The sequence below is a fragment of the Spirosoma areae genome, assembly GCF_054781775.1.
Map to the genome: position 1 here is coordinate 18,950 of NZ_BAAGTT010000027.1, position 12,807 is coordinate 31,756.

At 51.4% G+C, this 12,807-nt stretch carries 12 protein-coding genes; 7 read left to right on the top strand and 5 right to left on the bottom strand.

Going from position 1 to position 12,807, the window contains the following annotated elements; translation table 11 throughout:
- Window positions 1-2 precede the first annotated feature (2 nt).
- A complete protein-coding gene (locus tag ACYVI1_RS14210; protein ID WP_460911240.1) occupies window positions 3-737 on the bottom strand; it encodes a response regulator in 735 nt (244 codons plus the stop codon).
- 436 nt (window positions 738-1,173) lie between these two features.
- Here ACYVI1_RS14210 and ACYVI1_RS14215 point away from each other — a divergent pair, with 436 nt between their 5' ends.
- Window positions 1,174-2,829 carry a sensor histidine kinase gene (locus tag ACYVI1_RS14215; RefSeq protein WP_460911242.1) on the top strand — a complete coding sequence of 552 codons (1,656 nt, stop codon included), beginning with the start codon at window positions 1,174-1,176 and terminating at the stop codon, window positions 2,827-2,829.
- Here ACYVI1_RS14215 and ACYVI1_RS14220 read toward each other — a convergent pair.
- Window positions 2,795-3,436, bottom strand: coding sequence for a response regulator (locus ACYVI1_RS14220; RefSeq protein ID WP_460911244.1), 642 nt, complete (start codon window positions 3,434-3,436; stop codon window positions 2,795-2,797). The genes ACYVI1_RS14215 and ACYVI1_RS14220 overlap by 35 nt on opposite strands.
- Before the next feature lie 342 nt (window positions 3,437-3,778).
- Here ACYVI1_RS14220 and ACYVI1_RS14225 point away from each other — a divergent pair, with 342 nt between their 5' ends.
- Window positions 3,779-4,522: a hypothetical protein gene (locus ACYVI1_RS14225; RefSeq protein WP_460911246.1), complete on the top strand. Its 744-nt coding sequence runs from the start codon at window positions 3,779-3,781 to the stop codon at window positions 4,520-4,522.
- Window positions 4,523-4,602: 80 nt separating this feature from the next.
- On the opposite strand, the gene ACYVI1_RS14230 is transcribed toward ACYVI1_RS14225, so the two are convergent.
- Window positions 4,603-4,881 carry a pentapeptide MXKDX repeat protein gene (locus tag ACYVI1_RS14230; RefSeq protein WP_460911248.1) on the bottom strand — a complete coding sequence of 93 codons (279 nt, stop codon included), beginning with the start codon at window positions 4,879-4,881 and terminating at the stop codon, window positions 4,603-4,605.
- 204 nt (window positions 4,882-5,085) lie between these two features.
- Between ACYVI1_RS14230 and ACYVI1_RS14235 the strand changes: the two genes are divergently transcribed.
- Window positions 5,086-5,811: a response regulator transcription factor gene (locus ACYVI1_RS14235; RefSeq protein WP_460911251.1), complete on the top strand. Its 726-nt coding sequence runs from the start codon at window positions 5,086-5,088 to the stop codon at window positions 5,809-5,811.
- Complete coding sequence (locus tag ACYVI1_RS14240; protein ID WP_460911253.1) at window positions 5,808-7,319, top strand: sensor histidine kinase; 1,512 nt, start codon at window positions 5,808-5,810, stop codon at window positions 7,317-7,319. Before ACYVI1_RS14235 ends, ACYVI1_RS14240 begins: the two co-directional genes overlap by 4 nt.
- A gap of 15 nt (window positions 7,320-7,334) precedes the next feature.
- Here ACYVI1_RS14240 and ACYVI1_RS14245 read toward each other — a convergent pair whose 3' ends face one another.
- Complete coding sequence (locus ACYVI1_RS14245) at window positions 7,335-8,969, bottom strand: CotH kinase family protein (RefSeq protein ID WP_460911255.1); 1,635 nt, start codon at window positions 8,967-8,969, stop codon at window positions 7,335-7,337.
- A 265-nt stretch (window positions 8,970-9,234) separates the two neighbouring features.
- On the opposite strand from ACYVI1_RS14245, the gene ACYVI1_RS14250 reads away from it, so the two are divergent.
- From ACYVI1_RS14250 to ACYVI1_RS14260, 3 genes are all read left to right on the top strand, one after another.
- Window positions 9,235-10,548 (top strand): lactonase family protein, encoded by a 1,314-nt coding sequence (locus tag ACYVI1_RS14250; RefSeq protein ID WP_460911257.1) that lies wholly within the window; start codon window positions 9,235-9,237, stop codon window positions 10,546-10,548.
- A gap of 203 nt (window positions 10,549-10,751) precedes the next feature.
- Window positions 10,752-10,982: a hypothetical protein gene (locus ACYVI1_RS14255; protein WP_460911259.1), complete on the top strand. Its 231-nt coding sequence runs from the start codon at window positions 10,752-10,754 to the stop codon at window positions 10,980-10,982.
- Window positions 10,979-11,734: a glycoside hydrolase family protein gene (locus ACYVI1_RS14260; protein ID WP_460911261.1), complete on the top strand. Its 756-nt coding sequence runs from the start codon at window positions 10,979-10,981 to the stop codon at window positions 11,732-11,734. Before ACYVI1_RS14255 ends, ACYVI1_RS14260 begins: the two co-directional genes overlap by 4 nt.
- A gap of 1 nt (window position 11,735) precedes the next feature.
- On the opposite strand, the gene ACYVI1_RS14265 is transcribed toward ACYVI1_RS14260, so the two are convergent.
- On the bottom strand, window positions 11,736-12,803 hold the full coding sequence (locus ACYVI1_RS14265) for a uroporphyrinogen decarboxylase family protein (protein ID WP_460911263.1): 1,068 nt from the start codon (window positions 12,801-12,803) through the stop codon (window positions 11,736-11,738).
- Window positions 12,804-12,807 lie beyond the last annotated feature (4 nt).

A 12,807-nucleotide genomic window follows, 5' to 3' on the forward strand; every position in this document is an offset into this window, starting at 1 on the left:
TCCTACGTCAGTTTCCGGCCTAAAGCAAAGGCCGTCAATTCCGTCACGTGGTGAATACTTAATTTAGTGTATATATTTTTTCGATGCGTTTCCACCGTCCGGGGGCTAATGTAGAGTCGTTCGGCAACGTCGGTGTTACTGCGCCCTTCCACCAGCAGTTGTACAATTTCGCGTTCGCGGCTTGTCAGCAGGCCTGAAAGGTCTGGCGCAGCAGACTGGAGCGTACCCTGGGCTAATACCGCTCCTACGTCGGGGCTTAAAAAAAACTCGCCCCGGCTTACCGAGTCAAGTGCCTGAAGCAGTTCGTTTCGACCGACGCTTTTAAGACAAAAACCGTTGGCTCCAGCATCAAACATCGCCCGCACTGACTCATAGTCGGTCTGCATCGACAAGGCCAGTATCGGTAATGCCGGAAGTTCCAGACGCACCCGCCGGGCTACGTCAATACCCGACAGATGGGGCATCTGCACATCCAGGAGTAGTAAATCGACTGGCTGCGTCACCAGAAACGGCATGACTGCCGTACCATCCGAAACGATACCCACGATCTGGTAATCGTCGGAGTAGTTGAGCATGAACTGAACCCCTTCGGCAAACAGGCGGTGATCGTCGGCAATGAGAAGGCGTTTCATGAGTTTGTTACTGGGAATCGTTTTGCGGCTGGCATGAACGATAAACTGGTCGTGCATAGCGTTAAGCAGGCAAACATAACGACTACTTACCATTTCATAAATCATTGAAAACCTGTAGTTTATCTCATGGTAAACCATGATTTTATGACGGGTTACGATCTATCTCTTTGCGATTGTGTATATTTCTTAAAAACCTGGTATAGTCTAATGCCGCTACTACAGTCGCGTTTTTCAGGTTGTTTTGTGAACCTATCAGGACTTACGCAAAATTACCCCCAACCCCATGAAGGGGGCTTTGCTCGTGCTCGAGTTAAGTCCCCTGAAGGGGATTTAGGGGTTGTTGCGTAAGTCCTGCCTATATAATCTTTAGGCTAACTCATCGATGCGAATTCTGCTCCTTTTTCTTATTGCAACCGGCTACAGCAGGGCGCTCTATGCTGAAGGGTCTACTATTCTGAAAATTAAACGGGATATTCAGCGCCTGGAGCGGCAAAAACCATCGTTTGGAAAGGATACTAATTTGATTTGGTGTTATTATAAAATGGCAAAAATATATACTGGCATCAGCCCGGACACCACTCAATTACTTATTAACAAAATCAGGCAAAAAAATCAGAAAATACGCTGGGAAAAAGCTGACGGGATGGTGCTGGAATTAAATGGCCATCAAAAGGTAATGATTGGTACGTTTGTCGAAGGAGACGATGAATTGTTGAGAGCGGCCCGTATTTATGAACGTCTGACGGATTACCCGTTATTGATTGAATCGTTGCGGCTCATTGCCCATACACAAGTACAGACTGAAAATGGCAAATTAGCAAGAGCTACGCTGCAGCGAGCCTTCGAGCTGGCGCAGAAACACCATGATTTAATGGGTTTAGCGGCCTGCTACCGCCTTTATGCCAATATGGGTATCGATCATTTTTTAAATTATTACCGGGAAGTTAGTCTCCTGGAAAAAGTCAGTTTCGACGGTCGCGATGAGCGTTTGGCCAATGCATGTTCGTCGCTGTCTATCTGGTACAGGCGCCGGAACATGCCGGATAGTGCTGCTTTTTACGTGAGAAAATGCCATCAGATGGCCGATAAAACGAATTACATCTATGCAAAAGTAGGTTTCTATCATTCATTAAGTGATTATTATCTGTATTATAAAAAATTATATCCCGAAGCAATTCAGGCCGCGAAGCAAGGTGTTTATTTTAGTCGTAAAATGAAGTCGCCCCTTAGAGCCAGTATTGTTACCCATAATTTATATGTGGCTTATAAAAATATGGGAAATATCCCTCAGTCTTTTACGTATTTAGAGGAGTATCACCGGTTGAATGACAGTTTACATATGGCCAGTACAAATGAACGGATTGCCTCACTTAAGCTCAAATACGATACCGAACGGCAACAAAAACAGATTGACCAGCTTCAGATTAATAACCAGCAGCAACAACTCCGTCAACAACAACAGTTGAGTTATCTGTTGCTAGCCGGTTTCATACTGTTAACTGCGTTTGCTGGATTTGTTCTGTACAACAACCGCCAGCTACGTCAGAAAAACCGCGAAATCAGTACGGCCTTAGTGCAGGGCCAAACCCTCGAACGACAGCGTGTTGCCGCTGATCTCCACGACAACCTCGGTACCACCCTCTCGGCTCTGTGCTGGAACCTGGAAGCAATGGATAAATCCAAACTGACATCCACTGAACAAGCCGTACTCGCTACCATCAGCCAACAGGTGAATCAGGCGTATAAAGACGTGCGGCTGCTGTCTCACAACCTGCTGCCCGATGAACTGGCCAAGCAGGGGCTGGCCATAACCCTCCGAAACGTAGTCGACAAAATGAACCGCAATACACTGGTTCATTTCCGGCTGACGGGCGTCAATGAACTCCCCCGACTCAACCGCCAGACCGAGTTTGAATTATACAGTATCTGTCTGGAATTGATCAATAACATCCTTAAGCATGCTCAGGCCAGCGAGGCCTTTATTGACCTCGTGCAGGCTAATGGCACACTAACCCTAACGGTGAGCGACAATGGAATGGGAGTAACTGATCAGCGGACAGAAGGGCGGGGTTTGCAAAATGTAGCGGCCCGTGTCGAAGCACTGGGCGGAACATGGGTTGTTGCCTCAGGGCCGGGCGTTCAGAACCGGATTGTGGTGCCGGTCAGGACACCAGCCCATATTTCATCGCGAACTTAACCATGCCCACTACGCTTTTTACGCCTAATTTCTGCATTAGGTGTCGGCGGTGGGTCTCCACCGTGGGGACACTGATAAACAGTTTTTGGGCAATCTGATGCGTTGGGTTTTCGTCGGCAATCAACCGTAACACATCTACTTCACGATCGGTAAGGGCTGTTAGGGGGCCGTGCTCATCAGCCCGGGTTTCTTCCAGTTGTGCTAATTGCTCGATTACTTCGCTGCTGAAATAGCGCTCGCCCCGGCTAAGCACCGTCACGGCCTTTTCGAGTTCGTCGCGTCCCGCTCGTTTTAGAATATACCCCGCAGCACCAGCCCGCACGGCCTCCCGAATGAGTGAGGCATCTTCAGCCATCGTCAGCAAGAGGACTTTTACAGTCGGGTGCGTTTTTCGTAAACGTAACGTGAGGTCGATACCCGACAGGTAGGGCATGTGCAGATCGCAAATCAGTACGTCTACGTCGGTGTTGGCGAGGGTATCGGGCACCCGGCGGCTGTCACTAACTGCCCCGACAACCTGAATGCCAGGCATGGATATAAAGAGCGTTTTCAGACTGTCCAGAATCAGTTGATGATCGTCAACGAGCAACAGGCGGGTGGTGGTCATAGCAGAAAATCGACGAAGAAAGGTGGCTGGTTTGGTTAGTGCTATTGGGCAAGCTAAGGTACTCAAAAATAGGAACTTACAAAGGACGGATGGTTATTTCGCAGCGAATAGGCTGGCATAGGCTACGGTCGTAAATGTATTGAATTTCCTGGATCGGCGCCATCCCCAATTGTGGGGAATGATAGGGCTTCTGTAGCCGAGTCGCGGCTGATGAGTTTAACCAGCCGGCTAACTAACTAATTCGCCCAAAGAAATTTATCCAAATGTTACACTTTCGTGATAACTCTGCACGGATGGGCGTGTTCTTGTCGTATATTCTTTTTCAACTGTGCTGAACTTGCTATGAAACGACTTAGCTTGCTTTTGGTGGTATGGCTGCCGTTGGTCGTAGTCGCACAATCAGAAGGAAGCCTTTCTGATGTCAAGGCGGTTACACAAAACCTTGATTTGAGTGGAGCCACAAAAGGAAGTCTGACTACGGTTGCGCTGTCCATCAACCGACTGCACGGGCTGGGACAGTCCCGGCGCTTTCGGGTTGGCTACGGTCTGCGGCTTACGTCGGCTTTTGGTCGCACGACCGACTATAGAACAGCGCCGTCAGATTTGGTGAAGGGGGAGGGGAGAGGAAGTGTGCTGGGCCTGTTGAGTAAAGACCTCGACGAACATATCGACACGCTTCGGTTGCCGAAAACACAGGGGCATTCGGTCAACGTCAGCTTTAATCTGGAGTATGCAGTAAGCCGACGGGTAGAACTTGGATTCAACATCGACGTCATTGGGTTCACATTCGGTCCGAAACAAAGCGGCACGTTCATCGCTAACAGTCCGGTGCGGTCATCCCTGAGTGGCACGGTGCAGGAAGCGACGTTAACGCCATTCAACATACTGCTGGGCGACAAAAGCGACCGGGGTAGTCTGAACTCCGAGGGTTATATTCGCTACCGGCTCAATCCACGTTTTAGTTTGCGAACCGGACTAAGTTTTCAGTTCAACGAATACACCACCAACCACCGGTTGACATTTGAAAATGACCGGTTTCGCAGCAGCAATTTGCGCGTACTGCTGGCCGCTGGTTATCATTTTTAATTAGGTAGCTGCCTTGTCATAAGGGGAACCCGCAATTTTTAGCCTGAAATTGCGGGTTCCCCTTATGACAAGGCAGCTACCTAATTACCTGATTTCATTTTATCTTTCTTCATTTTAGCCATTTTCTTATTGCTCATCTTGTCATCCATCATCTTCCCGTCCGACATCTTATCCTTAGCCATTTTATCATCCATCATTTTCCCATCCGACATTTTGTCGGTCTGCATTTTGTCGTCTTTCATTTTCGAGGACGACATCTTGTCTTTCTTCATTTTGTCGTCTTTCATTTTGTCCTGGGCGAATGCCGCCGTGGACAGAGTCAGGGCGGTTACCAACGCCAGCGCGATTAGTTTTTTCATGAGTAAACGAATTGATTGTACAGAGTGAAACTTGTTGAGAGAAACAAACCGATAGCCTGCCCGGATACCTGTAGGGCAGGCAGTTCATACTCAAAAACTTATCCTCCGGGTTAAGGTTATCACGGAAGTATAACATTTTGATTCTCACGCTTATGAGTTCGTAATTAAGCGGAGTTTTGTCAGTTGGCTATAGCCTCTACCCCTATGAATCCGTCTGTCAGAAAAGTGCTGCTCATTGAAGATGACTCCCTCATTGTCGATTTAGTCCGTATCCATCTGCGCCACCTGCCCGCCGACTTAATCAGCACCGCGTCGGGACGGGAAGGACTGGATTGGCTGGCCCACCAACCCGTCGACCTGTGTATTCTCGACATTACGCTGCCCGATATGAATGGTATCGACATCTGCCGCCAAATTCGTCAGCGCGACAACCGAACGCCAATTTTAATGCTGACGGCTAAGGCACAGGAAACAGACAAAGTTATCGGCCTGGAAGCGGGTGCCGACGATTACTTAACCAAACCCTTTGGCATTCTGGAGTTTATGGCACGGGTTCGGGCTATGCTGCGCCGGGGCGGTTTAGGCCAGCCGGATGCGCCCACGCCCCGGTTGCTGATTAGTCATGATGCGCTGTCGATTCATACGTCCGACCGGATTGTAATCCTGAATGGAACCCGCGTGGAGCTGACACCCAAAGAGTTTGATTTACTGGTGTTGCTGGCCGAAAATCCGGGAAAAACCTACAGCCGGAAAGAATTGCTGCATCTGGTCTGGGATTATCATGTATCGGGCTACGAGCATACGGTAACGTCGCATATCAACCGGTTGCGGAACAAAATTGAATCCGACTTTGCCCGGCCAACTTACATTCTGACGACCTGGGGCATTGGCTACCGGTTTGCTGAATCCGAAAACCCCATCGCTTCATGACGCCGTTCAGTCCTAAATCCCGGCCTGCCCGGCTCTATCCGGCCCCCTACGGGCGGTTAGCCGTTTTCCTGTCGCTGTTAGTCGTTCTACTGGTTGCTGGCTACAGTCTGCTAACGGGTTTTGTTGCCATTCGGTACTTCAAGGCGACTCACCAGCGCCTAAACCGGGAGGTAGCGGCTCATATTGCAACGTTCTCGAAACCCTTTGTCGGGATGAACGTAAACTATAAAGCCACGGAGCGGATTTTTTTTAACGCGATGGTGACCAATCCGAGTGCCGAGGTTTACCTGCTCGACACAACGGGCCGGCTTATGATTTATCATTCACCACCCGAAAAAATCAAGCGGCAACGGGTTAATCTGGAACCTGTCCGGAGGTTTGTTCAAACGCACGGATTGGTTTTTATCCAGGGCGATGACCCCAAGCAAGTCGATGGGCAACAGGTATTTTCGGCGGCCCGGGTCGTCAGTGAAGGGCAGTTGCAGGGCTACGTCTACGTTGTGTTGCTGGGCGAAAGTTATGGTACGTCTCTATCGGAACTGCTGAAAAGTTATGCCGTCGAATGGGGCCTCAAGACAACGCTCTTTACGCTGCTGGCCGCACTGGCCGTCGGTTTTTTAGTATTCTACCTGCTCACCCGTGATTTGAGGCACATCATCCAGACGGTAATGCGTTTTCGCGATGGTGATTTAACGGCGCGCACCTACCTGAAGCCGACCAGCGATCTGGCTACATTAGCGAATGCCTACAATGATATGGCCGACCAGTTAGCCCAAAGTCTCGACCAGTTAAGAACATCTGAACAGCTTCGGCGCGATTTGGTCGCCAATGTCTCGCACGACCTCCGCTCGCCCATGACCTCCATTCGGGGCTATGCCGAAACGCTGGATATGGACTCCTCACTCAATTTGACCCAGAAAAGCTACGTGGCGGCTATTCTGCAAAGCACCCATCGACTAACGAAGCGGATCAATGAACTGTTCGAATTATCGAAACTGGAAGCTAAGGAACGGCAACCTGAAAAGGAACCTTTTCTGCTGTCCGACCTGCTAACGGAAATAGTTACAAACTTTCAACTGAGTGCTCAACAGAAGCGAATTGCCTTTACTTGTATCAATTGTGAATTGCCCACAGTCTGTTACGCCGACATCAATATGGTGGAGCAGGTTTTGCAGAATTTGGTGGAAAACGCCATCCGGTACGCCCCCGATGAAGGATATGTTGTGGTTCAGTTGGCCGGTAATGAGCGCAGACTAACGGTCTCCGTACTCAATTCAGTTCTGTCAGTACCCGAATCAACACTGGCTTATTTAGTAAGCCGTCAGCCTGACAGACCAGACCTGGCGGGCCGTTCACCAACCAGGGGGCTGGGCTTAGCGATTGTGGCCAAAATCCTTAGCCTGCACGATTCAGACTTACACGTGACCCTGCCGACGGGTACTGAAGTTTGCTTCTCCTTTGAACTGCCTGTCTATCAGCCAGATACAAATGGGGGCGATCCCGAATAGGTCCAGTTGCCCCGGTTAAAAACGTAGCATCTTTCGGCTGACGGGTTGCCCATTGGCATCAACCTGCAGGAAATAAATCCCCGGCGCGGTGGGCAACGAACGGGCGGGCAGCGTCTGCGTATGTTCGCCAGCAGCCTGATTGGGCAAAGCCATTGACTGAAGGGTTCGCCCGGTGGCATCGGTAATTGTCAGCCGTATATCAGCACGTTGCCGAAGTCGATAGCGCAGGGTAACGTCGGTCGCCGATGGATTGGGTGTTAGGGCCAACCCGAAATCATCCGTCGGTTCGGTCGCCAGCACGTCGGCGCCGAAGGGCTGTACATAATTGTCTAACCAGTTTAGCCGGTCTCGCACCCATTGTTTCAGGTAATCGACTTCCTGCTGATAGGTTTGCCCAATGTAGCTGTTTGGCCAGACATAGGTACCTATAACCGGCCATCGCTGAAAATTGCGGGTGCGGGCTTCGGTGAGTTGGGTGGCTACGGAGTCTACATACGCCTGAATCCGCTCGGTTTTCAGCACAGTTCTACGAAGTGCCTGGTACTTAACGCGCACTTTGTTGGCAAACGCCCGGTCGCTCAGTAGCCGCTCCCACCAGAACGGAATCTGATAGAAATCGCTTGGGCAGGTGCGGTTGAAGTCATAGGCCCACCCCTGATACGTGTTCCCATTGCAATAGTTGGCGTTTCCGTAGGTTAGGTTATAATCCCAGATTGGCCCCATCGTTAGTTTGCCCCCCTTGCTGTCGCGGTCTTTATAGAAAAAACTGCTGAGTCGATAGCCATCCACATTTTTGCAGACTTCGGTGAGCAGCAGGTAATCGACAAACGAATCGTCGTTGATGTAGTGGCGATAGCCTGCCGTAGAGTCCTGATACTGACCACCCTGGAGGGCTGTCTCGAAATCGGTAATGAATTTTTTGGCGTACTGAACTTGCTCTTCGGCGAGGTCTTCCGGCTTGGGCCGATCAATCTGAATAGAAATTGTTCGCCCGCCACTGCTTCGGTAAGGCGAACTCCACGACCGTGAGGGCGACCCTTCGGTTTTGTCGATTTTGAAAATGTAACCGCCCGTTAGCGCATCGCCCGATACATCGGTTTTCTTGATACTGCTGATATTAACGCGGTTTTTGTCGCGCTTAATCTTCTCAAACAGAATATAAATACCGTCGTAGATACCGTCCAAAACCACTTCGCAGTAGCGATAGCGTGGCGTATAGAACGAACTCATCTGCCGGTTCAGGTCGTAGGTGAGTGTTTCCCGAATCAGGGTTTTATCGTTATAGGTGGCATTGAGCACCCAATCCGATTCGGCGGGCATGCCCAGTAGCGACACATTCACCGAGTTCACGCCCGACGTGTCGCGCAGTTCAATTCCATAGGGCTTCTTCGGAAACAGAAGCTGCGACGTCGCGCCCCGTCGTTCAATGCCCACTTTACTGACAAACGTGGGTTTGTCTGTCACGTTGTTGCGTTTGCCCGCACCGTTGTCAATAATACGCAGTTCGACCACAATTTTCGGTTCGTCGGGAATAACGCGACCCCCCGTATTGATGAGCAGGATGGGCAGGTTCGACGACGTGAACGTTTGCCCGAACGTCGATGAACAGATTACGCCACTGATGAAGAGTACTAAATAACTGATTCGCATAAAGTTGCGGGCGTTTTTAAATGCTAAATATACCGGTATTTTTTGGGACAGACTGATGTGTCACAATCTTGATACGGCTGGTTTGTAGTAGCTTTTAGGGGTGGTTTCGTTCATAGACACGAAAGCCTTCTAGTTCGTAAGTATCTGAAAATGTTATACTTCTGTGATAACCCTACAGAAGAGACATAAGTTATTCAATACGTTAGAGGATACCCCGTGGCGGTAAACTATCGGCACGTAAGACCAACAAAACTACTTATACGCTATGAAACACACGCTTTTTTCTCTTCTGCTCGCTACGGCTCTTTTCGCCTGCCAGGACCATCGCGATCCGACCGGCTACGCCGGTTATATGTACACGAGCAACAACGCCAGCACGGGCAACGGCATCATTGCCCTGGGTCGGAACAGTAGTGGTGCGCTGGCAGAGCTTTCCGGTTCACCCTATACCACGGGCGGCAACGGCGATGCAGCCGAGGGTGATTTCGACACCGAATGGGCACTCCGCATCGTGGGCGACTACCTGCTGGCTGTTAATGCGGGCGGTAACCCCACCAATGGCAGCGTCTCGGTTTTTAAAATCAACCGCACCGATGGCAGCCTGACCCAGGTCGATCAGGATCCGGCCACGCCCGTCATCGACAACATGGATTCGCGCGGTATCCGGGCAACCTCCATTGCTGCCAGCACATCAGGGGGCAACACCTGGGTAGTGGTGGCCAATCAGCACAGCAACCCGCACTACGAAAAAACGCCACCGGTTGCGGTAGGCATGGTACAGTCAAGCTCGTTACGCAATCTGGCGGTATTCTCCTTTAACCAGACAACGGGCCTGCTGCAGTTCAGCCGTATTGGCGCTACCTACGACAGCGGCCAGTATGGTGGCCCCACCACTGTGGAGTTCAATTCCGGCGGAACCAAACTGATTACGTCCACCTGGGGCGTGGCCCACATCATGACGCCCGACCCGGACCTGACGCTTCAAAAACCCGGCAGGCTCTACGTATACTCGTTTGCGGGCGGCACCCTCACCCAAACGGGGTTGTATGAGGAAACAGGTGTTTCGGGTAACATCGGTATTTCCTGGAGCCCGAATGGTGAGTACATCTACATGTCGAACTTCAACCTTCACTCGTCTAAAGAAGACAATAGTCTGACAGTCCACGACGGAACGACGGGCGCTAAAATTCAGAATTTTGCTACCGGAGGCCGCAATGACGAGGGCTGCTGGACGTGGGTGAGCCGCGACAAGTCAAAATTATTCGTAGCCAGTTTTGCCCAAAACGTCGTGAGTGTTTTCGACATCGGTGCCGATAACAAACTCTCGAAATCGTTAACCCCTAATTTCTTTGCCCGTGGGGGTGGAATTCCGGAGGGAGATACGAAAGACATGCACGAAACTCCCGGCAATTTTCTGTATGTGCTGGGGGCTTATCAGAGCCATTCGGTCTCGACATTTAAGGTGGCGGCCAATGGATCTCTTGCCGAAGAAAGTAGCTCTCCGTACCGGGTGCCCTCCTCGGTCGGGAAAACCAAAGACCAGCACGCTTTTCTGGGCCTGACCGGTTTTGAGAAGTGAGTCAACTTCCTGACTATATTGGCGCTGCCGTAGTCAGGAAGGAAATAGAAGTGGTGATTGTTATGTGTTTAAGCTGCGAGGCCGGTTCAGTGAACCGGCCTCGCAGCTTAAGCATTATCGTTCGTTCTATAGATGTTCGAGGCTATACTGGCCTGATAACGATAGGTGTTGAGTAGATTCACGGGCTAACAAAACAAACGTTTATGCCCCTCCCTGCTATCTGGCTCCTGGCCGCCAGCCTACTCGCGCTGTTGCCCGCAAAGCATCCCCCAAAAAGCTTGCTTAACGACCTGAAATCGCCCATTCTGTTCCGGGGTGATGAGCGAACGGCCTACCGCGATCCAGCCATGCTATATCACCAGAACACGCTCTACGTTTTTTTACATGGGTTCGGACAGAGGCCGACGGAAAGGTCTACTCCTATACCGCCATGAGTCACTCCCGCGATTTACGTCGGTGGGCGCCGGTTCGGATTCTGACTCCCCGCGACCAGCGGCTCGACTACAGCAGTCCGGGCAATGTTATTCGCGTCGATAACGAGTGGGTACTCTGCCTGCAAACTTACCCGCGCCCCGACTATACCGCCCGGCAGATGCCCCGTTTCGGTACCGGCGATGCGCGGCTCTTTACCATCCGCAGCCGGGATTTGGAACACTGGAGCCAACCTGAACTGCTGCGGGTGAAGGGGCCGGACGTAGATGAGCGGCAGATGGGGCGCATGATTGACCCATATTTGCTGGCCGATAAAGACGAACCCGGCAAGTACTGGTGTTTCTATAAACAGAACGGTGTAAGCATGTCCTACTCCCGCGATTTACGCAACTGGACATACGTTGGTCACACCGAATCCGGCGAAAATGCCTGCGTACTCGTCGAGAACAACGAGTACATGCTGATGCACTCGCCTAAAAATGGCATCGCCCTTAAACGCTCGCCCGATTTGCAGAACTGGCGCGACTGGGGCGGCTTAATTACACTGGGACAGGCACAATGGCTTTGGGCCAAAGGCCAGCTGACAGCAGGCACGGTGTTAAACCTGAAAAACGAACCCCGTTTTGGAAAATACGTCATGCTGTTTCACGGGTCGGGGCCGTTAACCGAAGAAGCGGGGGATTTTGATAAAAATGCCTCCATTGGCATTGCCTGGAGCGATGATTTACAGCAGTGGCAGTGGCCGGGGAAGTAACTTACGCCCGAAACTCGTGGGCTGTTTTAATGGCAGTCTGTAAATTCTGGATGGGAATATCGGTGCGGACGGTGCAGTTGGCTCCCAGAATTACATGCGCTGGCGCATCTTTCAGCACGAGTTCTACGGCCTTTTTCACTTCTGCCGGTGTGCCCGTCGACAGAACCCCATGGCGGTCGATGCCGCCCATTACGGGTCGTTTGAACAGGTCGGCAGCCTGGTTGAGCGACAGGGGTTTACCCTCGGCAGCAAGAGGTACATTCACAATCTGGCCGGGGTAGTCCTGAAACCGGGAACCGAATTCGGCGTAGGCACCCTCGTAGTCGCAAACGTGCAGGATATTGACCGGCGTAAGTTGAGTCACTTCCTTCTGAATCAGCATGTCATAGCTCTTGATGACCCGATTAAACAGCGCGCGGTCGGCCACCGCACTGGCTTCGCCCCCCTGCGAACAGGTGTAAAAGCCGTCTACACCGGCGCGTGCTGCCGCCCGAACATAATTCATCACCGAGAGGGTAACGTTTTCCATGCCCCGGCTCACGGCTTCGGGGTCTTCCTGCACATGTTTCAGCAACAGTTCTTTCGGCACTGCCTGTTTGGCCATCTGGTAGGGCGAATACATCGTTGGCAGAATCAGAGCTTCCGGTTTAGCCGCTTTGATCAGCCCTTTGATAATGTAAAGACTCGGTTCAAACCATGCTTCCCTGAGAACGGGAATTTTGGCCCAGTCGGCAGCTCGTTGGACCTCCGCAATGCGCGGGTAGCTCTGCTCAAACTGGATTTTGACGAAATCCATACCCGTAGCCCGGAAGTAGTCGAGGTGCGCCTTGATGGCGGCATCGCCGGTTCGCTGCTCTGCCGGAAAATGCAGAAAAAAGCCAGCCGGAATGTAACTCGGCGTGCCGGAGGTGTTGAGCACCTGCATCATCAAATCGCGTTTCGACCGGCCTGGTGCGTTTTTCCGAGCCGCAGCAAAACTTGTCGGCAGCATAGCGGCAGAAGCAGCCGCGAGTGCGGAGACACCCATAAATTCGCGCCGGTTCATTGATGTTGATATGGCGTCTTTCATGTCG

Coding starts and splice junctions, on each gene's coding strand:
- ACYVI1_RS14255 (WP_460911259.1), top strand. CDS start 10,752: ATGCCCCTCCCTGCTATCTGGCTCCTGGCCGCCAGCCTACTCGCGCTG.
- ACYVI1_RS14260 (WP_460911261.1), top strand. CDS start 10,979: ATGAGTCACTCCCGCGATTTACGTCGGTGGGCGCCGGTTCGGATTCTG.
- ACYVI1_RS14245 (WP_460911255.1), bottom strand. CDS start 8,969: ATGCGAATCAGTTATTTAGTACTCTTCATCAGTGGCGTAATCTGTTCA.
- ACYVI1_RS14230 (WP_460911248.1), bottom strand. CDS start 4,881: ATGAAAAAACTAATCGCGCTGGCGTTGGTAACCGCCCTGACTCTGTCC.
- ACYVI1_RS14220 (WP_460911244.1), bottom strand. CDS start 3,436: ATGACCACCACCCGCCTGTTGCTCGTTGACGATCATCAACTGATTCTG.
- ACYVI1_RS14265 (WP_460911263.1), bottom strand. CDS start 12,803: ATGAAAGACGCCATATCAACATCAATGAACCGGCGCGAATTTATGGGT.
- ACYVI1_RS14235 (WP_460911251.1), top strand. CDS start 5,086: ATGAATCCGTCTGTCAGAAAAGTGCTGCTCATTGAAGATGACTCCCTC.
- ACYVI1_RS14210 (WP_460911240.1), bottom strand. CDS start 737: ATGATTTATGAAATGGTAAGTAGTCGTTATGTTTGCCTGCTTAACGCT.
- ACYVI1_RS14225 (WP_460911246.1), top strand. CDS start 3,779: ATGAAACGACTTAGCTTGCTTTTGGTGGTATGGCTGCCGTTGGTCGTA.
- ACYVI1_RS14215 (WP_460911242.1), top strand. CDS start 1,174: ATGGCAAAAATATATACTGGCATCAGCCCGGACACCACTCAATTACTT.
- ACYVI1_RS14240 (WP_460911253.1), top strand. CDS start 5,808: ATGACGCCGTTCAGTCCTAAATCCCGGCCTGCCCGGCTCTATCCGGCC.
- ACYVI1_RS14250 (WP_460911257.1), top strand. CDS start 9,235: ATGAAACACACGCTTTTTTCTCTTCTGCTCGCTACGGCTCTTTTCGCC.